Origin of the sequence: Corallococcus sp. AB011P, from assembly GCF_003611605.1 — a bacterium.
In the GTDB taxonomy this organism is placed as follows: domain Bacteria; phylum Myxococcota; class Myxococcia; order Myxococcales; family Myxococcaceae; genus Corallococcus; species Corallococcus coralloides.
Genome location: NZ_RAVX01000001.1, coordinates 448,462 through 470,171 on the forward strand (window position 1 = coordinate 448,462; position 21,710 = coordinate 470,171).

General features: G+C 69.0%; 19 protein-coding genes. 12 read left to right on the forward strand and 7 right to left on the reverse strand.

From position 1 onward, the window contains the following. Window positions 1-313: 313 nt before the first annotated feature. From D7X30_RS01965 to D7X30_RS01975, 3 genes are all read right to left on the reverse strand, one after another. Window positions 314-2,317 (reverse strand): serine/threonine-protein kinase, encoded by a 2,004-nt coding sequence (locus tag D7X30_RS01965; protein ID WP_120561112.1) that lies wholly within the window; start codon window positions 2,315-2,317, stop codon window positions 314-316. After that, the gene (locus D7X30_RS01970; protein ID WP_120561113.1) at window positions 2,215-3,138 is read right to left on the reverse strand and encodes a DUF2381 family protein; all 924 of its coding nucleotides are present in this window, start codon (window positions 3,136-3,138) and stop codon (window positions 2,215-2,217) included. Before D7X30_RS01970 ends, D7X30_RS01965 begins: the two co-directional genes overlap by 103 nt. A gap of 139 nt (window positions 3,139-3,277) precedes the next feature. Continuing rightward, complete coding sequence (locus D7X30_RS01975) at window positions 3,278-3,967, reverse strand: hypothetical protein (protein WP_120561114.1); 690 nt, start codon at window positions 3,965-3,967, stop codon at window positions 3,278-3,280. Between the two features lie 210 nt (window positions 3,968-4,177). On the opposite strand from D7X30_RS01975, the gene D7X30_RS01980 reads away from it, so the two are divergent. Then, window positions 4,178-4,834 carry an outer membrane beta-barrel protein gene (locus D7X30_RS01980; protein WP_120561115.1) on the forward strand — a complete coding sequence of 219 codons (657 nt, stop codon included), beginning with the start codon at window positions 4,178-4,180 and terminating at the stop codon, window positions 4,832-4,834. A gap of 17 nt (window positions 4,835-4,851) precedes the next feature. Here the strand turns inward: D7X30_RS01980 and D7X30_RS01985 are convergent, their stop codons facing one another. The 3 genes from D7X30_RS01985 to D7X30_RS42565 form a co-directional block, all read right to left on the reverse strand. After that, complete coding sequence (locus D7X30_RS01985) at window positions 4,852-5,421, reverse strand: head protein (protein ID WP_120561116.1); 570 nt, start codon at window positions 5,419-5,421, stop codon at window positions 4,852-4,854. After that, entirely contained in the window at window positions 5,418-5,762 is a 345-nt protein-coding gene (locus tag D7X30_RS42560) for a hypothetical protein (RefSeq protein ID WP_233591319.1), read from the reverse strand. The genes D7X30_RS01985 and D7X30_RS42560 overlap by 4 nt, the downstream gene beginning before the upstream one ends. Window positions 5,763-6,094: 332 nt before the next feature. Then, window positions 6,095-8,401 (reverse strand): lamin tail domain-containing protein, encoded by a 2,307-nt coding sequence (locus D7X30_RS42565; RefSeq protein ID WP_233591320.1) that lies wholly within the window; start codon window positions 8,399-8,401, stop codon window positions 6,095-6,097. Between the two features lie 246 nt (window positions 8,402-8,647). On the opposite strand from D7X30_RS42565, the gene D7X30_RS02000 reads away from it, so the two are divergent. The 5 genes from D7X30_RS02000 (at window position 8,648) to D7X30_RS02020 (ending at window position 13,909) form a co-directional block, all read left to right on the forward strand. Then, a complete protein-coding gene (locus D7X30_RS02000; protein ID WP_120561117.1) occupies window positions 8,648-9,160 on the forward strand; it encodes a transcriptional regulator in 513 nt (170 codons plus the stop codon). A 92-nt stretch (window positions 9,161-9,252) separates the two neighbouring features. Then, window positions 9,253-10,143 (forward strand): nucleotide exchange factor GrpE, encoded by an 891-nt coding sequence (gene grpE / locus D7X30_RS02005; protein ID WP_370039153.1) that lies wholly within the window; start codon window positions 9,253-9,255, stop codon window positions 10,141-10,143. Window positions 10,144-10,145: 2 nt separating this feature from the next. After that, window positions 10,146-11,975, forward strand: a complete 1,830-nt coding sequence (gene dnaK, locus D7X30_RS02010; RefSeq protein WP_120561118.1) for a molecular chaperone DnaK — start codon at window positions 10,146-10,148, stop codon at window positions 11,973-11,975. 94 nt (window positions 11,976-12,069) lie between these two features. Beyond that, the gene (locus D7X30_RS02015) at window positions 12,070-12,372 is read left to right on the forward strand and encodes a hypothetical protein (RefSeq protein WP_120561119.1); all 303 of its coding nucleotides are present in this window, start codon (window positions 12,070-12,072) and stop codon (window positions 12,370-12,372) included. A gap of 103 nt (window positions 12,373-12,475) precedes the next feature. After that, a complete protein-coding gene (locus tag D7X30_RS02020; protein ID WP_120561708.1) occupies window positions 12,476-13,909 on the forward strand; it encodes a serine/threonine-protein kinase in 1,434 nt (477 codons plus the stop codon). 96 nt (window positions 13,910-14,005) lie between these two features. Here the strand turns inward: D7X30_RS02020 and D7X30_RS02025 are convergent, their stop codons facing one another. Beyond that, entirely contained in the window at window positions 14,006-14,917 is a 912-nt protein-coding gene (locus D7X30_RS02025; RefSeq protein ID WP_233591321.1) for a YsnF/AvaK domain-containing protein, read from the reverse strand. 856 nt (window positions 14,918-15,773) lie between these two features. On the opposite strand from D7X30_RS02025, the gene D7X30_RS02030 reads away from it, so the two are divergent. From D7X30_RS02030 to D7X30_RS02055, 6 genes are all read left to right on the forward strand, one after another. Next, on the forward strand, window positions 15,774-16,982 hold the full coding sequence (locus D7X30_RS02030; protein ID WP_120561120.1) for an ABC transporter substrate-binding protein: 1,209 nt from the start codon (window positions 15,774-15,776) through the stop codon (window positions 16,980-16,982). Between the two features lie 19 nt (window positions 16,983-17,001). Beyond that, on the forward strand, window positions 17,002-17,922 hold the full coding sequence (locus tag D7X30_RS02035) for a branched-chain amino acid ABC transporter permease (protein ID WP_120561121.1): 921 nt from the start codon (window positions 17,002-17,004) through the stop codon (window positions 17,920-17,922). After that, on the forward strand, window positions 17,922-19,001 hold the full coding sequence (locus D7X30_RS02040; RefSeq protein WP_120561122.1) for a branched-chain amino acid ABC transporter permease: 1,080 nt from the start codon (window positions 17,922-17,924) through the stop codon (window positions 18,999-19,001). Before D7X30_RS02035 ends, D7X30_RS02040 begins: the two co-directional genes overlap by 1 nt. Further along, window positions 18,998-19,864 carry an ABC transporter ATP-binding protein gene (locus D7X30_RS02045; protein ID WP_120561123.1) on the forward strand — a complete coding sequence of 289 codons (867 nt, stop codon included), beginning with the start codon at window positions 18,998-19,000 and terminating at the stop codon, window positions 19,862-19,864. The genes D7X30_RS02040 and D7X30_RS02045 overlap by 4 nt, the downstream gene beginning before the upstream one ends. Further along, complete coding sequence (locus tag D7X30_RS02050) at window positions 19,861-20,613, forward strand: ABC transporter ATP-binding protein (RefSeq protein WP_120561124.1); 753 nt, start codon at window positions 19,861-19,863, stop codon at window positions 20,611-20,613. Before D7X30_RS02045 ends, D7X30_RS02050 begins: the two co-directional genes overlap by 4 nt. A gap of 179 nt (window positions 20,614-20,792) precedes the next feature. Beyond that, the gene (locus D7X30_RS02055; RefSeq protein WP_233591322.1) at window positions 20,793-21,560 is read left to right on the forward strand and encodes a hypothetical protein; all 768 of its coding nucleotides are present in this window, start codon (window positions 20,793-20,795) and stop codon (window positions 21,558-21,560) included. The last annotated feature ends 150 nt before the right edge of the window (window positions 21,561-21,710 follow it).

The following is a 21,710-nucleotide window of genomic DNA, read 5'->3' on the forward strand; positions in this document are numbered from 1 at the left end:
GGGGAGGCGGAAGCCGTCACCCTGTCCGCGGCCAAAAAAATGGAGGCCGCGACCCACGGGATGAACGACTCCCGGTGGGTGACGGCCTCCGAATAGAGGGCGGTCTGGCGACCTGCTCGAAAAGTAAGGCGCTCGGTGCTCGCAGGCAAGGACGTCTCACAGGTGGGGAATGTCTGGTGGCGCTCCTGGACGCGATTGCGTCGCGCGGCGTGGGCCGCTCACGCCTCTCCGTCCAGCGCTTCGTTCGCCAGGATGTGGCTCATCCCCCGGGGCTTACCGCAGGCGCATGTCTGTGAGGGCCGCCACGCCGCGTTTATGGAAACGCGTCCACCACGGTGTAGCCCGCGGTCCGTGGAAGGAGCGCGGCACCGGGCTTTGAGCCCGACTCCAGTGGCCAGAAGCCATCGTCGTTCCCGAGGACGAGGCAGACCGGGTAGGTGCGGCCGTCAGGCGTCTCCGCTCGCGTGTAGCGGCCCATGACCCGTTCTCCCCCTGTCCACAGCCGTCCGTAGAGCAGGGTCCCCTTCGGAAGACCGCGGTAGTCTTCCTCCTGGAGACTGACGATGTCGCCGTCGTGCACGGCGAGCATGGCGGCATCCAGACGGTCGGGATAACGGATGTCGACCGTGATGGTTACCTTCGCATCCCGCCGAAGCTTCAGCGCCTTCATCGCCTCCAGCGCTTCCGTGGGGCATCTCTGGGGCTTGGGCACCACCTGCGCACCCGAGCAAGCAATGAGGGTTGTCGCCGCGCCGACAGCCAACGTGCAGCCGCGCGACAGCGAACGTCCGCGGACAGGTGGGTCCTGCTTCAAGGGAATGCTCATGGTGTCCTTCTCCGGCGGGAGCGGCGCAGGGGAAGGAGGGGCCGCTCCGGACGCGGCAGCTTGGTCGGGCCCAGGCGCCCGCGCCACGGAAGGGAGAGCTGGCGCACCGACGCCGGACCTTGAAAAAAGTCCCAGGCTCCAGCCCAACCAGGCCATGAACAGCAGACATGTGAAACCCACGGCCCCCTGTCGCCACAGGGCCCGCAGCGTCTGTCGGCGGCGCATCGTGCTCGCGGCGAGGATGTCCTGGGCTTCCATCCGGGCGACGTGTCGCGGAAACCGGCGACGCAGCTCGCGTGCTTCGCGAAGGCTTCGAAGCCGGTCCAGGCGCTGAAGGCGTGCGTGCTGGAGCGGCACCGCCTGCCCCGGAGCCACGGGCCCCGCCATCCCGGGCGCCTCCTGCGTCGTAAGTGAGGAATCAGAGGGAGGTGTGGCCCAGTCGAACAAGGGCTGATCCCAGGTTGCATCCGCATGGAGCAGGACCTGATGCAGTTCAGAGGCCAGTGTGGATGCACTGGATGGCCGTGCTTCGGGCGCGAATGCGAGCAGGCGGGTGACGAGTGAAGCCAGCGCCTCCGGCACCAGCGGGTTGGGCCATGCGTGTTCGCTGCCTTCACCTTCCAGCGGGAGCGCCGGATAGCTGTCGGTCAGCAATCGATGGAAGGTGACGCCCAATGCGTACAGCTCATCCGTCACGCCGTATCGAGGACACTCCCTCGACGGCACCGCCATCCGCCAGCGGTGGAGCTGGGGACTCAGGTAGTGAGCCGTGCCAGGAGGAAGCTGGCCCGTTCCGGTCAGGGGCTTCGCTTCGGGATGCCAGCCCGCACCCCAATCCAGCAGGGTGAGCCGTCCACCGGGCCGGACGCGGAGGTTGTCGCCTTTGACGTCGCGATGCAGGACACCGCGCTGGTGCGCGAACGCCAGGAGCTCCGCTGCCTGGATGAGCAATGCGCCCACCTCGCGGGCCGTGGGGTTGCGCGCGCGGGCCCATTCATAGAGCGACTCACCCTCCACGTACTCCATCACCAGGAACGGATGGTTCCCGGACCCCGGCCGCCATGACCCGGCCTCCTCGAAGCGAGGCACTCCCGGATGCCGCAGGAGGGACAGCACCTCCGCTTCACGTGAGAACCAGGGACTGTCGGGCTGTCGCGCCAGCTTCAGGGCATACCGTCTGCCGCGAGGCCGGTGCTTCGCATGAACGATGTAGACCGTGCCGTAGCCGCCTGAAGCCACTCTCCTGAGGACGCGCCAGGGACCGATGGGGGTCCCCGGAGGAAGAGCATCCACCATCAGCAGCAAGGAAGGTTGAGCAGGGCCGTGGGCCTTCTGGGCGGGTTGGGTGGAGGCATGATGCTGTTGGCCGGGCGTTGCCTCGTGCGGGCTCATGGCGCCACCTCTTCCCAGCGGACGCCGCGTTCGCCCTTCACGTCCAGCAGCTCCAAGGTGACGTTCGTGCCAGCGGGCAGGTCCGGAAGCGCGTGCCATTCCACCACCACGGTGGCTTGTTCCCCGGGAGCCAGCTGCTTCACCTGAATGAGCAGCGGGAACTCACGGGCTGGCAGTGCGCTGGGCCCGCGCGGTGTCATCCGAGCGAAGCCCGGTATCCAAGGGGTGCTCCCTGCGGCATTGAACAGTGAGATCGACAGGGCTCGGGTGCTCTCCGTGCGATAGAGCACATGAGGGCGCTTGGCGGTCATGCCAGGACTCAAGGAAGGATCCGGGAGGTAGGTCACCTCGACGCCTTCCCGCGTGACATCTCCCATCAACACCGCGCCACCCAGTCCACGCAGGGCGCACTGCGCACGCAGCGTCGCGAGCCCCGCCTCGGTGGCCACGCACCGGGCCCGCAGGTCCGCGAGCTCCTTCCCCAAATCCTGCGCGGTGCGCCCCTGCCGGAGCACCTCCACCTGTGAATCCACCTCCGCCGTCACGGTCGTGAGCACGAATGCCACCCGCGCAGGAGCGCCAGAGCCCGCGAAGCGCACGGTGAGCACGGGCTCCTTGCCCGCGGGGATGTCCATGGATGCCTTGAGGACGAGCACGTCTTCATGCACCGCCACGCGGGAGAAGAAGGGCGTGAGCACGCTCCGGTCCACGGACTCCGGAACGATGGGCGCATCGAAGGTGACGGTGGTGACTTCATGAGCCGCGACATGCAGCGGATGCAGCACCGGCGGTTCCTCCGCGCGCAGCGTGAGCTGCCGGGCCTTGCGCTCCCTGCCCACGGGAGTGCGGGACTGCGCCACCGCCGTGGTGCCCACCAGGACTGCCAGCACCAGGGGAATGATTGAAGTGGACAGCGACATCACGGGTCACCTCCATCCTTCAAACCTAACAGATAGGGGTGACACGCATGAGAATGCACGGGCCTGGGAAGCCTCTGGCTGCGGTGGCTGGGCAAGGAAAACCCAGCCTACCTCAAGCATCCTTGGGGAGAAGCCCTACCTAAGACCGCCGGCCCGTCTTCCGCGCGAAGAACTCGCGGTTGAACGTCGCCACTCCCCACATGCGAGGGTCGTCCAGGGAATCCTCCTTCGCCAGGGACTCGTCGCTCTGTTCCGCCAGCCAGCGGCTGAACTCGTCCCGCGACGCGAAGGTCCGCTTCGGCTTGGAGTCTCCCTGGATGTACCGCAGCCCCTGCGCATACGTGCCATCCGCGGACCGCCATAGCGCGCGGGACACGCCCTCGCGCGGGTCGACGGTGATGGACAGGTCCGCCCCCGCGTCCAGCAGCTCCGCCACCCGCTGTGCCAGCGCGCGCCCGTACTTCCGCGAATCGAAGTGGGCCTCCGCGCGGGCCTGCTCCTTCGCGTCATGCTCCCGCGATGCCGCGTCCGTCATCTGGATGCGCGGCGCCGCGTGCGTGTCGCAAACGATGGACAGCGCGATGTCTCCCAGCCCGGGCGCCGACGCGTGATGCCACCGCATCAGCCCCTGCACCTGGGCGCGCGGCGCTTCCGGCAGCGAACCGAACGTCAGCGCTCCGTCCGGCGCGGTGAAGAGCAACGTGTCATCCAGCAGCTCCCCTTGATGCTTCAACGAAGCGGACAGCTCGATGCGGGCCAGCCCACGGGCCTCGCGTTCGGCGCGCAGCCAGCGGACGATGTCGGAGTCTTCGGTCGGGAATGAGGACATGGCTTGCTCCAGGGCTCTGGCTCGGTGCGAACCTGCCATGACCTGTAACGAAAGACTGACATTCCTGTCGCGCTTCGGTGCTGTTCCAATACGCCGCGACGTGCGAAGCCCGGGCGCCCGCATCCTGCGAACCCTGGCCGTGGGCTTGCAGTTGCAGTACGTGCCCAACACCCAACGCCGTCGGATGACGGCCCCTTCACCCTGGACGACATGACTGCTCGACACTTCATCGCATCGCTGGTGCTGACCTCCTGCCTGGGCGCGTTGCCGGCGGCGGCGCAGGAGCCCTCGAACTCCGGGCTCGCGCTGGGCGTGCGCGGCGCCTTTGGCATTCCGGTGGGCGACTCCGGCACGGACCTCTCGCTGAAGGACACGTTCGGCAGCACCGTGGCGCCGCAGGTGGACGTCTCCTACTTCTTCAACCGGCAGCTCTCGCTGGGCGCCTATTTCCAGTACGGCATCGGCTCCGGTCCCGGTGACGCGTGCGCGGACGGCGAGGACTGCAAGAGCAAGGTCCTGCGCTTCGGCATCGACCTGGACTACCACTTCCGTCCGGCCGGCTTCGTCTCGCCGTGGGTGGGGGTGGGTGTGGGCTATGAGATTGGCTCGCTGGAAGTGGGCGAAGGGGCGGGGAACTCCTGGTTCAAGCTCGAGGGCTATGACCTGGGCCACGCCCACTTCGGCGTGGACCTCCAACTCACCCGCTCCATCGCGGTGGGGCCCTACATCTCCGCGTCCGTGGGGCAGTACAACAAGGGCGCGATCCGCCTGGGCAATGCCGCGGAGATCAGCAACGACCTCTCCGACGACGAGAAGCAGATCCACGTGTGGATCCAGCCGGGCGTGCGCGTGCAGTTCCGGCTGTAGTCATCACCGCGCCGCCCTCACGTCTCCTGCGATGGAGGCGTGGGGGCGGGCAGGGGATAGAGGACGCGGTAGTCGATGCGGTGGTGATAGGCGGCCAGATACGGCGCCCCCGCGATGTCGATGACCACCTGCTGGGGGGGCGTGGGCTGCTGGTTCATCCACGCCTCCGCCTCTTCCTTCGTGGAGAAGGACAGGCCCGAAGGCGTGAGCCGTTCATCCGCCATGGCCTGGAGGTAGAAGTCCAACGTTTCTGCTCGGACGAGGTGGGTTCTTCCCGTGGCCGGTACGAACATGGCGGTGTAGTAGTCGTCCCCAATCAGCACGGCTGCGACGTGGATCGGCCATCTCCGAGCGGCCATGGCCGCCTCTGCTTCTGCCTTCGTTGCGAACCGGCCAATGACAAGCGGTGGGGCACCGGCGTGAAGGCTCTGGACGTACTCCTCGAACGCTTGGTCCTGGCCGGTCGCACAGATGAACTGGATGGCATTCGCGGCGATGCGGATCGCCTCCTCGCTGCCGGGCGTTCTGGGCGCGTCGTCGAGCAAAATCAGCCCGAGCACTTCCAACTGGTCGAATATCTTGGTCACGGCACGGTCTCCGCCAGTGGATGCCCGGAAGGTCCCTCAGTTGCCATGAGCAGTGCGGGTGCCAGTACAAGCAATCCCGCGCCTGCGGAGACAACAACGAAGGCAACACCCGCGACGACGACGACAGCTCCAACCAGAAGGGACTTCCGGTGACGGCTTGCCCAGTCCGACAGCTCTTCAATTGAGGATACTTTCTGGGGCTGGAGTTGTTCCAGCTTGATGCAGTCCTGATAGGGCGGCAGGCACTGGTCGTTGCAATAGGCTTCCTTGCCGCCGTCACCGCGTGGCACGCGGACATGGCCGAACCCCTTGGGGACTGGGCGACTCTTGCACTGGCGCATGCACTCCAGGTGCTCCGCATCACAGTCCCGCACGGAGCGCGCGGTCCGCACGATGCGCCGGCCTTCGGGGGCCTTCACGTAACTGGCGAGGTCGAAGTCCCCCGCGGGCCGCCACTCCTGGGTGAAGCTCCCATCCGGGGCCTCCCGCAGGAGCAAGACCTTGCGGGGAAGCTCCCCCCGAGAAGGCGGTGCCACCGCCCCACGCGTCCCACCACAGGCCGCGAGCCGCAGGCAGAGCGCCACGGCCGTGACGCCCCTGCCCATGTGAATCCAGACGTGCATCCTTCCACCCAAGCAGAATCCCAGGTGGAAGTCAGGTCACCGCGAACCGCTCAGAACGCGGAGCCGTTCGCCTTCTTGCCCGGGGTCGAGGCCTTATAGAAGAGGATGTAGCCCTGGACCCAGGTCCCCGTGGGGCTCAGGTCCGGGGAGCGGTTGAACGAATAGCCAGGCTCCACCGTCACGCTGGCGCTCTGGTACGAGTGGCTGTCCTGCACCGTCCCGTCCGCGCGCACCAGGTACACGATGTCACCCGCGCCACCCTGGTTCACGCCCCGGTCGAACCGCAGCCCGTAGCCGTTGTTGTTGGCGTACGTCGCGTACTGCGCCCCCACCGGCACCGCGGTCGGCCCCGAGTACACCACGTAGGCCTTGCCCGCCGGCAACACCGTGCCCGACACGAACGTGTGCCGCGCCACCTCCGCGCCCGTGTACGACTTCGCGTCGTGGATCTCCCAGCCGCTCAGGTCCACCGACCCCGAACCCGCGTTGTATATCTCCACGAACTGCTCGTCGTAGTTCGGCGTCCCCGTGGGGCCAGGCAACGGCTGCGCCAGATACTCGTTGATGAACACCTGCTGCGTCGGCCGCGTCAGCGTGAACGCACCGTCGCTCACGTCCGCCACGTCCGCGCGCGCCGCGTCCGCCACACGCACCCGCACGGCCGTGGAGGACTCGCTCGGCACCGTCCACACGTAGCGGCCGGTGGACGCCGTCAGGCCTGACGCCACCGAGCGCCACACCGTCCCGTCCAGCGTGTACGTGATGTTCACCTGCGACACGTTGCTGGACGTCCAGGTGATGTTGAACGTCTGGCCCGCATTCAGCGTCTCACCGCCGTTGGGCGCCGTGACCTTCACGCTTCCCGGCTGCGCGGCCGAGCCGAGGTTGAACTCGCTGAAGATGGGGTAGTGGTCCGACGTGGTGCTCTTGTAGCTGAGGATGCTCGGCTTGATCACCTTCGTGGGCGCCACGTAGTACTTCGCCAGCTCGTTCGTCACCAGCTGATGGTCGATGAACTGGCTGTTGCTCACCGTCGAGCGCTCCCCGGACTCCGACAGCTGCTGGGTGAGGAACTTGTAGCGCGCGGAGTCCGTCACCAGGTTCAGGTACGGCGATTCGTAGGGCGTGTAGATGGACGCGTCCACGTCGTCGTTCCAGTCGCCCAGCACCATCACGTTCTGCGTCGGCAGGTTCGTGTCCAGGTAGTCCTTGAGGCACACCGCCGCGCCCTTGCGCCGCAGGTACGAATCCGAGTCCGCGTACGCCTTCATGTGCAGCACCATCACCGTCAGGTCCACCGGTGAGCCGCCCCGGAGCACCTTCAGGTCCACGCGCAGCGGCGGCCGGTAGGCGAAGTCCTGCGCGCACTCCGTCAGCACGACGTTCGAGCTCACCAGCTCCACCGTGCTCGTCTTGTAGAGCAGGCCCACCTTCTGGCTCGTCGAACCGTACCAGCCATCACCCGCGAGCAGGCCGCTGTAGCCGTTGAGGTTCGCCGTCAGTGAGTTGAACGCGTCCGTGCCGACGATCTCCGCCACGCCCAGCACGTCCGGCCCCGCGTCCGCGATGACCGCCGTCGCGTTGGTCAACTGCAGCGCCTCGTCCGTGGGGCCCTCGGTCGTGGAGCCGAACCACTCGATGTTCCAGTTGCCCACCTTCAGCGGCACCGCCGTCGGCTGCGTCCCCCCATCCGTCTTCGTCCCGCCATCCGTCACGGGGCCGCCGTCGGGCACCTCCCCGGTCGACGTGGCCAGGGGCAACTGGATGACCGCCTCCGCGTGAGCTCCGTTGGCGTCCTCCACCCGCACCGTGAACTGATACAGCGCCGGGCCCTGCGGCGTGCCAGTCAGCACCCCGTCCTCCGTCAGCGTCAGGCCGTCCGGAATCGCTCCGCCCGCCTGCGACCAGGTCAGCGGCGGCGCCCCGCCCGTGACGCTGAAGGTGAAGGTGTAGAGGCTGCCTTCCTTCGTGGAGGGCAGCGGCGACGCAGTGGTGATGACCGGCGCCGGCCACACACGCAACGCATAGCCTCGCGTGTGCTGGGCGCCCTTCGCGTCGCGCACCACCACCGTCAGCGACCACTCGCCGGCCGTCGTCGCCGGGCCCACCAGCCGCCCGCTGTCTCCATAGAAGGAGAAGCCCGGCGGCACCTGGTCCACCGAATACGTGAGCGGCGCAGTGCCGCCCGTCGCCGTCAGCACCTTCTCGTAGGCCGTGCCCACCGTGGCCGCCGACAGCGTCACCTGGGGCAGCACCGGCCCCGAGGAGTCCGGTTCGTTGGAGCCACAGGCGACCAGCGCGAACAGGGACGTGAGCACGACGAGCGATGACAGCGCTCGGAAGGACCGGGATGACATAAGGGAACACTCCAGCACCGGGCCCGCCCCAACGCGGCCTTCCCGGAAGAGGGCACGCACCTTAACGTGTCTGGCATCCGACTGTCGCGCGCCCCCCCTCTTGCACCCCGGCGGAGCCCCTGACGCACTGCCATCCGGCAATCATTGGCGCGCTCCGCCGTCCTACACGGACAGCGCGGAAGGCTTTGCGCGCGGTCGATACGTGCAGTTGGATGGGTTCGAGCAGGCAGACGGAGGAGACGCGTCATGGCCGAGAAGTGGGACAGGCAGTTGATGGACTTCCTCAAGCGCACCGGCGAGGACCTCAAGCGCACCACGGACGACCTCCGCGGCGAAGCCGAGCGCCTCCTCAAGGAAGTGAAGGACCCGGAGAAGCAGGCCAAGGTGAAGGAAGGCCTCGTGCAGCTGCGCACCTGGGCCGCCGCCACCACCAAGACCGCCGCGGAGAAGATTGAGACCGCCGTGCGCCGCGTGGAGACCTCCGTCGAGGAGGCCTTCAAGCCCGGCTCCACCCCCGGCACCGACTCCACCCCTCCGCCTGCCTCCGAAGCCAGGACCGCCAGGGCCGCCCCAGAGGAGGAGGCCCCCCCCAGCCGCCCGCCTCGCGCCAAGAGCTCCGGCGCCTCCAAGGGAGGCAACAAGTCCATCGGGCGCAAGAAGACCGCGGGCGCTCCCGCCGCCGCCAAGGGCGCCCGGGCCCCGAAGAAACCAGCTTCCAAGAAAACGATGGGCCGCAAGAAACCCGCGCCCGGGGCGTGAAGTTCCGCTCCGCATGAAGTCGCGCCTGCCCGCACGCCGGGCATGCGCGACCGCCCCGGGTCCTGTTGGATCGCTCCCCGTCGCGTGAGATAGTGCGCGCCGTGTCGGGTACCAAAGACAAGGACAGCATCCAGACGGACATCGGGCAGGACGTGATCGACGAGGCGGTTCGCAGCGTCGAGCGTCGGATGGACGGAGACGCGGACAGTGCGGGCTCGGAGACGGAGGTGGAGCTGGACGTCTCCGCCCCGGCCGCCGAAGCGGACGTCTCCACCCCCGAAGTCGCTCCCCCCACCGAGGACGCGGCCGCGCTCCGCCAGGAGGTGGAGTCGCTGCGCGCGCAGCTGGAGTTCAGCCAGACCAAGGCCCGCGAGACGCTGGAGCGCCTGAAGGAGGCGCACGAGCGCGCCAAGGACTTCCAGGACCGGGCCATCCGCTCCGCCGCGGACCTGGAGAACTACCGGAAGCGCGCGCAGAAGGAGAAGGAGGACGTCCAGAAGTTCGGCGTGGAGAAGCTCCTCAAGGACCTGCTCCCCGTGGTGGACAACATGGACCGCGCGCTCGACGCCGCCGGCAAGTCCCCCGACTTCGACAGCTTCCAGAAGGGCGTGGCCATGACGCGCAAGTCCTTCGAGGACTCGCTCGCCCGCCATGGCGTGAAGGGCTTCTCCGCCAAGGGGCAGCCCTTCGACCCGCGCCTCCACGAAGCCATCCAGCAGGTGGAGTCCACGGACGTCCCGGCGGGCCACGTGCTCTTTGAGGTGACGCGCGGCTTCTACCTCAACGACCGCCTGGTGCGTCCCTCCATGGTCGTCGTCGCCCGCGCGCCGGAAGTCGCCGCCGCGCCGGAGCCCGCTGCCGCGGCGCCTGAAGCCGCCGCGCCCGCGGCTGGCACGGAAGCACCGAAGGCCTCTGAAGAAGGCAGCAGCGCGGAGCCCCAGACTTCCGCGCCGTCCGACAGTTCCTCCGGGGGGGGGCAGTAGTCATGGCGAAGGTGATTGGAATCGACCTGGGCACCACCAACTCCTGCGTCGCCGTGATGGAAGGCGGCGAGCCGGTGGTCATCCCCAACAGCGAAGGCAGCCGCACCACGCCCTCCATGGTGGGCTTCACCGACTCCGGTGAACGCCTGGTGGGCCAGATTGCCAAGCGGCAGGCCATCACCAACCCGGAGAACACGGTCTTCGCGGCCAAGCGCCTCATCGGCCGCAAGTTCGACTCGCCGGAGGCGAAGAAGGCCATTGGCGTCTCCTCCTTCAAGGTGGCGTCCAGCCCCAACGGCGACGCGTGGGTTGAAATCCGGGGCAAGGGCTACAGCCCGCCGGAAGTCAGCGCCATCGTGCTGATGAAGATGAAGCAGACGGCGGAGGACTACCTCGGCGAGCCCGTCACCGAGGCCGTCATCACCGTCCCCGCGTACTTCAACGACAGCCAGCGCCAGGCCACGAAGGACGCGGGCCGCATCGCGGGCTTGAGCGTGCTGCGCATCATCAACGAGCCCACGGCCGCCGCGCTCGCGTACGGCCTGGACAAGGTGAAGGACGCCACCACGGAGCGCGTCGCCGTCTACGACCTGGGCGGCGGCACGTTCGATATCTCCATCCTGGAGCTCACCGCCGGCGTGTTCGAAGTGAAGAGCACCAACGGCGACACGTTCCTGGGCGGCGAGGACTTCGACCAGCGCCTCATCGACTACCTGGCCAAGCGCTTCGCGGAGCAGAACAACGGCCTGGACCTGCGCAAGGACCGCATGGCGCTCCAGCGCCTGAAGGAAGCCGCCGAGCGCGCCAAGCACGAGCTGTCCAGCGCCCCGGAGACGGAGGTCAACCTCCCGTTCATCACCGCGGACGCGTCCGGCCCCAAGCACCTCACGGAGACCGTGGACCGGTCCACCTTCGAGGCCCTGGTCGCGGACCTCATCGACCGCTCCATCGAGCCGTGCCGCATCGCGCTCAAGGACGCGGGCCTCACCGCGCAGGCCATCAACCAGGTCCTCCTGGTGGGCGGCATGACGCGCATGCCGCGCGTGCAGCAGAAGGTGAAGGAGTTCTTCGGCAAGGAGCCCCACAAGGGCATCAACCCGGATGAAGTGGTCGCCGTGGGCGCCGCCATCCAGGGCGGCGTGCTCAAGGGCGAGGTGAAGGACGTCCTCCTGCTGGACGTCACGCCGCTGTCCCTGGGCGTGGAGACCGCGGGCGGCGTCTTCACGAAGATCATCGACAAGAACACCACCATCCCCTGCAAGAAGGGCCAGGTGTTCTCCACCGCGGTGGACAACCAGCCGCTCGTGTCCGTGCACGTCCTGCAGGGCGAGCGCGAGATGGCGGCGGACAACAAGACGCTGGCGCGCTTCGAACTGGTCGGCATCCCGCCCGCGCCGCGCGGCGTGCCGCAGATTGAAGTGTCCTTCGACATCGACGCGAACGGCATCGTGCACGTGAGCGCGCGCGACCTGGGCACCGGCAAGCAGCAGCAGGTGCGCGTGGTGGGCAACTCCGGCCTGTCGGAAGCCGAAATCCAGGGGATGATCAACGACGCCCAGTCGCACTCCGCGGACGACAAGAAGAAGAAGGAGCTGGCGGAGCTGCGCAACAACGCGGACGGGCTCATCTACACCACGGAGAAGAGCCTGGAGGAGTACGCCAGCCTCCTGTCGGAGAAGGACCGCGGCGAAATCCAGGCGGACCTGGAGCGCCTGCGCTCCGTGCTCAACACCTCCGACGCGGGCGTCCTGAAGGAGTCCTTCCAGCGCCTGGAGGGCAGCGCGTACCGCATCGCGGACGCCATCTACACGGACCAGGCCAAGTCCGGCTGATGCCTCACCCCGGGGACGCGGGCCGGGCGGTGCAATCGCCCGGTCCCCCCGTTCGTAGGCCCGGGGTCCGCCTTTCTTTCCCGGAGCCTCCCCCATGGAACTGACCGAAGCCGTCATGATCATCATGGTCACCGGCATGACCGTCGGTGTGCCGCTGCTCGGCCTCACGCTGCGCTTCGCCCTCAAACCCGTGGTGGAGACGTGGCTGCGCGTGCGCGAGGTCCAGGCCCGGGGGCAGGTGTCCGCCGTGGAGCTGGAGGGGCTGCGCGCGCGCGTGGCGCACCTGGAGCACATGCTGGACCGGCACGGCATGCTGGAGCACCCCGTGACCCGCGCCTCCCCGGAGCTGCCGGAGCGCCTGGCGCCGGTGGTCCGCGTGGACCGCGAGCGCGTCTGACGTCCCACCCGGTGGGCGCTCCATCCCCGCCGGGTTTTCGGGTATTGATGGGCGCGTGGCGTTCCAATCCCCGGAAGAAGAGCTGGCCTTCCTGCGCGGCCTGATGGCCGTGAACCGGATGGCCGACGACATCCTCGAGGACTGCCTGGAGCGGGGGCTGGACCTCGACACCGGCCTGGATGTGTTCCTCACGCAGTGCGCCCGCATGGTGCACGCGAAGGCGGGCTTCGTTTCGCTCCGGGGCACACGAGGCCCGGTGCTGACGCGCGTGCTGGGCGAGCTGGGCGTGGACGTCTTCGAGGCGGCCCACTGGAGCGGCCCCCGGAAGCTGCGCGAAGGCCGGATGCTCTTCTGCCAGCAGCTCACCCTGGGGCGGCTGAACCTGGGCGGACTGGGCCTGGTGGTGGACGGGGCCTTCGAGGACGGCGGCCAGCGGGTCATGGGGCTGGTGGAGGCGATTGGCGAGCAGCTGGACTCCGCGGTGCTGTCCTTCCTGGCGCTGACGGACGGCCGGGGCCCCCTGGAGCGGCTGGACGAGCTGGACGTGGAGGGCACGCCCGTCAACCGTGGGCGCATTGGCCGCTATGAGGTCGTGAAGCCCCTGGGCACGGGCGGCATGGCGCAGGTGCTCATCGCGCGCACGCGCGGGCCGGAGGGGCTGGGGCGGCTGGTGGCGCTCAAGCGCATCCTTCCCCACCTGACGGCGCAGCCGGAGATGGTGCAGCAGTTCCTGGACGAGGCGCGCATCGGCCTGCGGCTGTCGCACCCCAACCTGGTGCACGTCTACGACTTCGGCGAGGCGCAGGGCGCGTACTACATGGCCATGGAGCTGGTGAACGGCATCGACCTGGACCGGCTCTTGCGCGCCAACAAGGGGCCGCTGGAGCCGGCGGTGGTGTCCGCCATCGTGTCGCAGGCGCTGATGGGGTTGCACGCCGCGCACTCGCTCAAGGGCGAGGACGGCGCGTCCCTGGAGTTGGTGCACCGCGACCTGTCCCCGCACAACGTGATGGTGGGCTTCGACGGCCAGGTGAAGGTGCTGGACTTCGGCGTGGCCAAGGTGCGCGCGCAGCGCACGGTGACGCTGCCGGGCATCGTGAAGGGCAAGCCGCTCTACATGTCCCCGGAGCAGGCGCTGGGCCAGCGGCTGGACGCGCGAAGCGACCTGTTCGCCATGGGGCTCGTCCTCTACCAGGCCCTCACGGGCCGGCGCGCCTTCGAGCGCGAGGACGAGTTGGACACCATGAAGGCCATCTGCCAGGAGAAGCTGACGAAGCCCCCGGAGCTGCCCACGCCCCTGTGGAGCGTGCTGTCGGTGGCGCTGTCCAAGGCCCCGGAGGCCCGCTTCGACAACGCCCACGCCATGGCGGACCGGCTGGTGGCCGCATGCCCCCCCGCGCGCGATACGGCCCTGGCGGCGCTGGCGGGACGGCTCTTCCCGGAGCGGCTGCGCGACTCGCAGCGGTTGGAGACCGCCGCGAACCACCAGCGGGAGGCCCCCACCCGCGCGACGCCGCCCACCCGCGCTCCGCGCTGACACGACGATGTGCCACCTCCCCCGCACACCGCGCGCGTGAAGGCGCGGCAGGCGGGGGGCGGAGCACAAGGACCGCGAGGCTTCCTGCCGCCGACGCTACGAGCGCTTGAGCGGATCGATGTCCGGGGTCGCGGTGTAGCCGGTGCGGCGCGTCTCGTCGGTGACGTCGGGTTCGGTGCGCACCACCTTCGGCTCCTCCAGCTCCTCGTGACGGACGCGGCCCTCCATGGTGCGGCGCTCCTCGATGGGGCGCTTGTGGATGGTGATCTCCTCGTCCGTGTAGGCGCGCTTGGTCAGCTCCGCCTCCTCCGCGTTCAGGGGGATGCGGATGGTCTCCTCCTGGAAGGTCGCCACGTCGCCGGGAATGGTGTCCTTGCCCTTCACCGCGCGGCGCACCACCTCCACCTCCTCGTGGCGCAGCGGGACCTCCACCGTCTTCATCTCCTCCACGACGATCTTGCGCACCTGCGCCTCGCCCGCGGAGCGCTGGCGCTTGGTGACGTCCAGCTCTTCATGGTGCGTGCGCAGCGTGACGTCGTCGCTCGCGATGCGCTCGGCGGCTCGCATGTCGGTGCGCAGGTCGCGCTCCTTCAGCTCCCGTTCCTTGAGGCCGACCTTCTCCGCGCCGGTCCGGGCCACGTCCCCGATCTTCTGGGTGCCCGTCTTCGGCCCCGCGCCAATGCCACCCGCCGCGCCGCCGGTGGCCGTCGCCGCCGCCGTGCCCACCGCGCCGGGGGCCGCGCTCGTGCCGGCACGCCGGGCCGCCATCGTGTCCACGTCGGCCGAGTCGGACAGCCCTCGCAGCGCCTCGCGGCCATGGTTGAGGTAGATTTCCCCGTTGCGGATGTCGCTCACCTCCAGGTAGCGGACCAGGTAGTCCTTCGGGAAGAACATCCCCTTCTCGATGTGGAACTCGCCCTCGCTCACGGCGAACACCTTGCCCAGCTTCTCGCCGTCGCTGCTGCGGACCGTCATCCCTTCCTTGATGTCGTTGCGCTTGATCATCATGGACTTGGCTCCTTGTGCCTTCACGTCGGGTCGGATGTGGTCGCAAGCGGAGCGCCAGGGCCGTCCAGCGCGCTGGAGAGGGTTTCCTGGGGGGAAGTGGAGGCTGACGTGTCCGCCACGGCCATCTCTCGAAAAGTGGGTTCAATGACGCCCAAGAAAACCCCTGGTGCTGGATGCTCCAGGGGCTCGACGCGCCGCACGCCGTTGGCAATGCCGCGCAGGACGCCTCCCCGCCTCTTGTCCGAGGGGCAGGCATGCAGGAGCGGACCCCCCGGGCTTCACGCTGGCCGCGCGCGTCCCCACACCTCACTGTGAGGGCGCGAGTCCGGAGGGGCCGGCCCGCACGAGGAGGCGTCTGCGATGCGAGCCACGAGACCTGGCCGGGGACTCGGATGGATGACCGGCGCGGTGGGACTGCTGGTGGCGGGCCGATTCCTACGCCGCCGCGCGGGAGCGGCGCTTCCGGAGTCCGCCCCCAAAGAGGCATCAGGAGGCGAGGCGTCAGGCCTGGAGCCCGTCTCCTGGGCGCCCACCGCGCTACCAGACGCCGGGGACCCTCCCTCCGCCGGGTGGTCGCTGACGCATGAAGACATGCCGGCCTGGGAGGACGGCGAGGGGCAAGAGGACGGGCCTCAGGTCCCGCCGAGGATCCGCCGGGGACCGTCGGGCCGGGAGCACTTCTGGCTGGAGCCCTGAGCGGCGCGGCGCGCACTCATGGTCGGGGCAGGGGCTCGCGACAGCGATGTTTCGAGGTGTTGGCGGGACTCCGGAGCCAAGCTGTGCGCTTGACCCATGGGGAGGGCTCCCCTAGAAAACCGGGGCTTTGCCCGTCATCTCCCCCGGAGGAAGCCCCCGCATGCGACGACTTGCCCCGATGCTCCTCGCCGCGCTCGCCGTCCTGGCGGCCGCCTGCGAGAAGAAGCCGCAGCCCACGGGAGAGGCGGGAGGACAGCCCTCGGCGCAGGCCCCGGCCACCGCGCAGGGCGGCACGCCCCCGGCCGGTGGCGACGTCATCGTGCTGGGCGAAGTGGGCGCGCTGACGGGCGGTCAGGCGACGTTCGGCATCTCCACCCGCAACGGCATCGCGTTGGCGGTGAAGGAAGCCAACGCGGCCGGCGGAGTGAAGGGCAAGAAGCTGGTCGTGCGTGTGTACGACGACCAGAGCAAGCCGGAGGAGGCCGCGCAGGCCGTCACCCGCCTCATCACCCAGGACAAGGTGGCGCTCATCCTGGGCGAGGTGGCTTCGTCCAGCTCCCTGGCCATGGCGGAGAAGGCGCAGGCGGCCGGCGTGCCCATGATCACCCCGTCGTCCACCAACCCCTCCGTGACGGAGAAGGGCGACAACATCTTCCGCGTCTGCTTCATCGACCCGTTCCAAGGCTTCGTGATGGCGAAGTTCGCGCGGGAGAACCTCAAGCTCAACAAGGTCGCGGTGCTCCAGGACAACAAGAGCGCCTACTCCATTGGCCTCACGGAGGTGTTCCGCCAGAAGTTCGCGGAGATGGGCGGGAAGATCACCGCCACGGAGAGCTACAGCCAGGGCGACACGGACTACCGCGCGCAGCTGACGGCCATCAAGAAGACGCAGCCGGAGGGCATCTACGTGCCGGGCTACTACAGCGAGGTGGGCATCATCGCCCGCCAGGCGCGCGAGCTGGGCCTGAAGGTGCCGCTGATGGGCGGCGACGGCTGGGACTCCGAGAAGCTCTTCGAGCTGGGCGGCAGCGCCATCGAGGGCAGCTACTTCTCCAACCACTACTCGCCGGACAACCCGGATGAGCGCGTGAAGAAGTTCATCGCGGACTACAAGGCTGACAACAACGGCGCGGTGCCGGACGCGCTCGCGGCGCTGGGCTACGACGCCGCGCGCGTCGCCATCGAGGCGCTCAAGAACGCCCCGGACACCAGTGGCCCGGCGGTGCGCGCGGCCATCGCGAAGACGAAGGACTTCCCCGGTGTGGCGGGCAACATCACGCTGGATGCGAAGCGCAACGCGGTGAAGTCCGCCGTGGTGCTGAAGGTCCAGGACGGCAAGTCCACCTACGTCACCACCATCTCGCCTTAAACCCAGGGCCCCCCCCGGCATGTCGCAGCTTCTCCAGCACCTCATCAATGGTCTGGCCGCCGGCACCATCTACGCCCTGGTCGCGCTGGGCTACACGATGGTGTACGGCGTCCTCAAGCTCATCAACTTCGCCCACGGCGACGTGATGATGGTCGGCGTCTACATGGGCTACGCGACCGCCTTCGCCCTCGGGCGGCAGGCGCAGCGTTCCCTGTGGGGCGTGGTCGTCATCTTCGCGGTGGCCATGGTGGGGTGCGCGCTGCTTGGCTTCCTCATCGAGCGCTTCGCCTACCGCCCGCTGCGTGAGAAGCCGCGCCTCACCGCGCTCATCACCGCCATCGGCATCTCGTTCGCGCTGTCGTACGGCTTCCAGCTGGACATCGGCTTCCTGCCGGGCGCGTCCCCCCGGGCCTTCCCGGAGGTCATCGTCCCCAGCGAGTGGTTCATCATCGGGGACCGCGACGTGGTGGTGTGGAACTGGCAGGTCATCAGCTTCCTCATCGCCGTGGGGCTGATGGCCGGGCTCCAGTTCCTCGTGTACCGCACGCGCTTTGGCAAGGCGATGCGCGCGGTGTCCTACGACCACCGCACCGCGGCGCTGATGGGCATCCCCACCGACCGCATCATCGCGCTGACGTTCATGCTCTCCAGCGCGCTGGCGGCGGGCGCGGGCCTGCTCTACGCCATCAAGGACACGTCCGTGAGCCCGCTCATGGGCCTGTACGTGGGCCTCAAGGCCTTCGTGGCGGCGGTCATCGGCGGCATCGGCAACGTGCCGGGCGCCGTGGTGGGCGCGCTCCTGCTGGGCCTGGTGGAGGAGTTCGTGGTGGGCTACGCGGCCAGCACCTGGCGTGACGCGGTGGCCTTCGGCTTCCTCATCCTGGTGCTGCTGGTGAAGCCGGGCGGTCTGTTCGGCCGCGTCGCGGCGGAGAAGGTCTGATGGCCGTCCCCCAGTCTGGAAGCCCGACGACGTTGGCCGACGAGGCTGTGGGCCGCGTGCCCCCGGCCCTGCGCGGCATCCTGCCCGTGCTCCTCGCGGTGCCGGTGCTGGCGCTGGCGGAGGTGCTGCTGGGCGCCTCGCCCTTCGCCACGTACCTGCTGTCCGTGGTGGGGGTGAACATCATCCTCGCGGTGAGCCTCAACATCGTGAACGGCATGACGGGCCAGTTCTCCATTGGCCACGCGGGCTTCATGGCCGTGGGCGCGTACATCGCGGGCGTCACGTCCCTGGAGTTGAAGGAGGTGGCGCTGTCCTTCCTGCCGGTGGCCGCCAGCGACCAGGTGCTCTTCACCGTGGCGCTGCTCGCGGGCGGCACCTGCGCGGCGCTGTGCGGCTTCCTGGTGGGCCTGCCGTCCCTGCGGCTGCGCGGGGACTACCTGGCCATCGTGACGCTGGGCTTCGGTGAAATCATCCGCGTGGTGGTGCAGAACACGGAGGCCTTCGGCCGCGCGCTGGGCCTGTCCGGCATCCCGCAGTACTCCAGCGTGGCCATGGTGTACTTCTGGGTCTTCCTGGTGGTGCTGGTGGCCCGGAGAATCGCGGGCTCCAGCCACGGCCGCAGCCTGTGGGCCATCCGCGAGGACGAAGTCGCCGCCGAGGCCATGGGCGTGGACACCACCGGCTACAAGGTCCGCGCGTTCGTCATCTCGTCGTTCTTCGCGGGCATCGCCGGCGGCCTGTTCGCGCACTTCGTGCCCATCATCAACCCGGGCTCGTTCACCTTCGTGAAGTCCATGGAGATCGTCGTCATGGTGGTGCTGGGCGGGCTGGGCTCCAGCACGGGCGCCATCGTCGCGGCCATCTTCCTCACGCTGCTGCCGGAAGGGCTGCGCTCGCTGTTCAGCGTGCTGGGCGCGGAGGGCAGCCTGGCTCAGAAGGTGGATCAGATCCGCATGCCCGTGTACGGCCTCTTGCTGGTGGTGCTGATGCTGGCCCGGCCGCAGGGCCTGTTCGGCACGAAGGAGCTCTGGGACGTGCTGCCCCGGTGGCTTCCCCGGAAGAAGAAGGGGCTGACATGAGCGCCGCCGTGACGACAGACGCTCTGCTCCAGGCGTCCGGCGTGAGCATCCGCTTCGGGGGCCTCAAGGCCCTCACGGACTTCAACCTCACCGTGCGCCAGGGCGACCTGCTGGGCCTGATTGGCCCCAACGGCGCGGGCAAGTCCACAGCGTTCAACGTGCTCACCGGCGTGTACCAGCCCACCGAGGGCGAGGTGCGCGTGGCCGGGCAGCGGGTGAACGGCTGGGTGCCGCATCAAATCAACCACCTGGGCCTGGCGCGCACGTTCCAGAACATCCGCCTGTTCCGCGCCCTGACGGCGTTGGACAACGTGAAGGTGGCCTGCCGCGCGCAAGGCGCGCTGCACCCGGTGGTCATGGGCCCCCTGGCGAAGGCGGGCACGGCGATGCGCAACTACCGCGACTGGTGGCGCGCGCTGCTGCTCACCCCCGGCTTCCAGGCCGAGGAGCGCGAGCTGACGCGCCAGGCGGAGCACCTGCTGGAGGTCATGGGCCTGTCGCACCGCCGCGATGAAGAGGCGAAGAACCTCCCGTACGGCGAGCAGCGCCGGCTGGAGATCGCCCGCGCGCTGGGCACCCGCCCCAAGGTGCTGCTGTTGGACGAGCCCGCGGCGGGCATGAACACGCGTGAGAAGGCGGACCTGATGGTGCTCATCCGCCGGCTGCGCGACGAGTTCTCGCTGGGGGTGCTGGTCATCGAGCACGACATGAAGCTGGTGATGGGCATCTGCGAGCGCATCACCGTGCTGGACCACGGCGAGACCATCGCCCGCGGCGCTCCCGCGGAGGTGCGCAGCGACCGCAAGGTCATCGAGGCGTACCTGGGCGACAGCTACCTGGAGTCCCACGGAGGCGCGGCGTGAGCGAGCCGGTGAAGGTGCTGGGCGAGCGGCGCGCGTTCGAGCCGCTCCTGTCGGTGGAGGGCATCCAGGTCCGCTACGGCGCCATCCAGGCGCTCCGGGGCGTGTCCCTGACGGTGGGTAGGGGCGAGATGGTGGCCCTCATCGGCGCCAACGGCGCGGGCAAGACGAGCACCCTGCGCGCGGTGAGCGGCATGCTCAAGCCGACCGCGGGCCGCATCACGCTCGCGGGGCAGGACATCACCGGCCTCAAGGCGCACCAGCTGGTGCCGCGCGGCATGGCGCACGCGCCGGAGGGCCGGGGCATCTTCCCCAACCTCACCGTGTTCGAGAACCTGGAGCTGGGCGCGTACCTGCGCAAGGACACCGCCCAGGTTCGCCTGGACATGGACAAGGGCTTCGGCCTGTTCCCGGTGCTGCGCGAGCGTCAGAAGCAGCTGGCGGGCACGCTGTCCGGCGGCGAGCAGCAGATGCTGGCCATCGCCCGGGCACTCCTGAGCAAGCCGCAGCTGCTGCTGCTGGACGAGCCGTCCCTGGGCCTGGCGCCGCAGGTGACGGAGACCATCTTCCGCACGCTGCGCGAGGTGAACGCCACCGGCGTCAGTGTGCTCCTGGTGGAGCAGAACGCGCACCTGGCCCTCAACGCCGCCCACTACGGCTACGTGCTGGAGACGGGCGAGGTCGTGATGGCCGGCCCCGGCAAGGCGCTGCTGGACAGCGCCGAGGTGCGGCGCGCGTACCTGGGCGAATAGCCCTCCCGCGCCGACTTTCCGGCCCCGGCTCGGTGTCCGCCCCCGGACGCTTCCGGGGGCGGGGCCAGGGCAAGTTGCTCGCGCCGCGTCGAAACTCGGGTAGTCAGCGGCGGAGGACTTCGTCTAGCGTCCGATAAGACAGTTGGTTTTCTTCCACTTCCCTCTCAGGAAGCGTGCCCATGCGCCCGTTGTCCCGCCTCCTCCTTGCCTCGCTTACCACGCTCGCGCTCATCGCCGGCGCGTGCGCCAACCAGCAGAAGACCGACGGCTCCTCCTCGGGCGGCACCGGTGGTCCCTCGGCCACCTCCACCATCGAGGACGTGCCCAACGAGCCCACCCCGGGCGCGGATGGCACCGCGGCCACTCCGGCCCCGGAATTCAAGCCCTACGAGGCAGCGGAAGGCTTCACCATCGGCATGCCGATGGAGCCCCAGGTCGCGCGCAGGCAGATCCCGCTGGGCGCCAACACGGTGAACACCGCGGCCTTCACCGTGCGCACCGAGGACAACACCGTCTACTCCGTCAGCACCGCGGACTACCCGGAGCGGCTGGTGGCGAGCCGTCCCCCGGAGGCCCTGCTGAACGAGGGTCGGGACGGCCTGGTGAAGGAGGTCCAGGGCACCCTCAAGGAAGAGGCGGATATCACCCTGGATGGCTACCCCGGCAAGGCCTACTCGGTCAGCTCGCCTGTCCACGGCGAGGTGAAGGCGCGCAACTTCCTGGTGGGCCCGCGCCTGTACACGCTGCTGGTCATCTACAACCCCAACCACCCCAACACCACGGCGGAGCCGTTCCTCACCTCGCTGAAGCTGGTGAACCCGCCCCCTGCCATCACCACGGTCACGCCGGACGCCGGCACGGCCGCGGACGCGGGCACGCTCGAGGGCGCGGACGCGGGCACGGCCACCGACGCGGGCACCGCCGCTCCGCGCCGCCGCAAGAAGTAGTCGCAGGACACTGACGCGACGCTCCCAAGGTCCGGGGGCGTCGCGCGGTGCGCGGTGTGTTCACCTGTCCGCGTGGAGAACGCCGGGCCCTTCGGGTCCGCCTCCGCCGGATTGCCCCCGGGTCTGCCGTCCCTACCTTTCGGGAGGGGA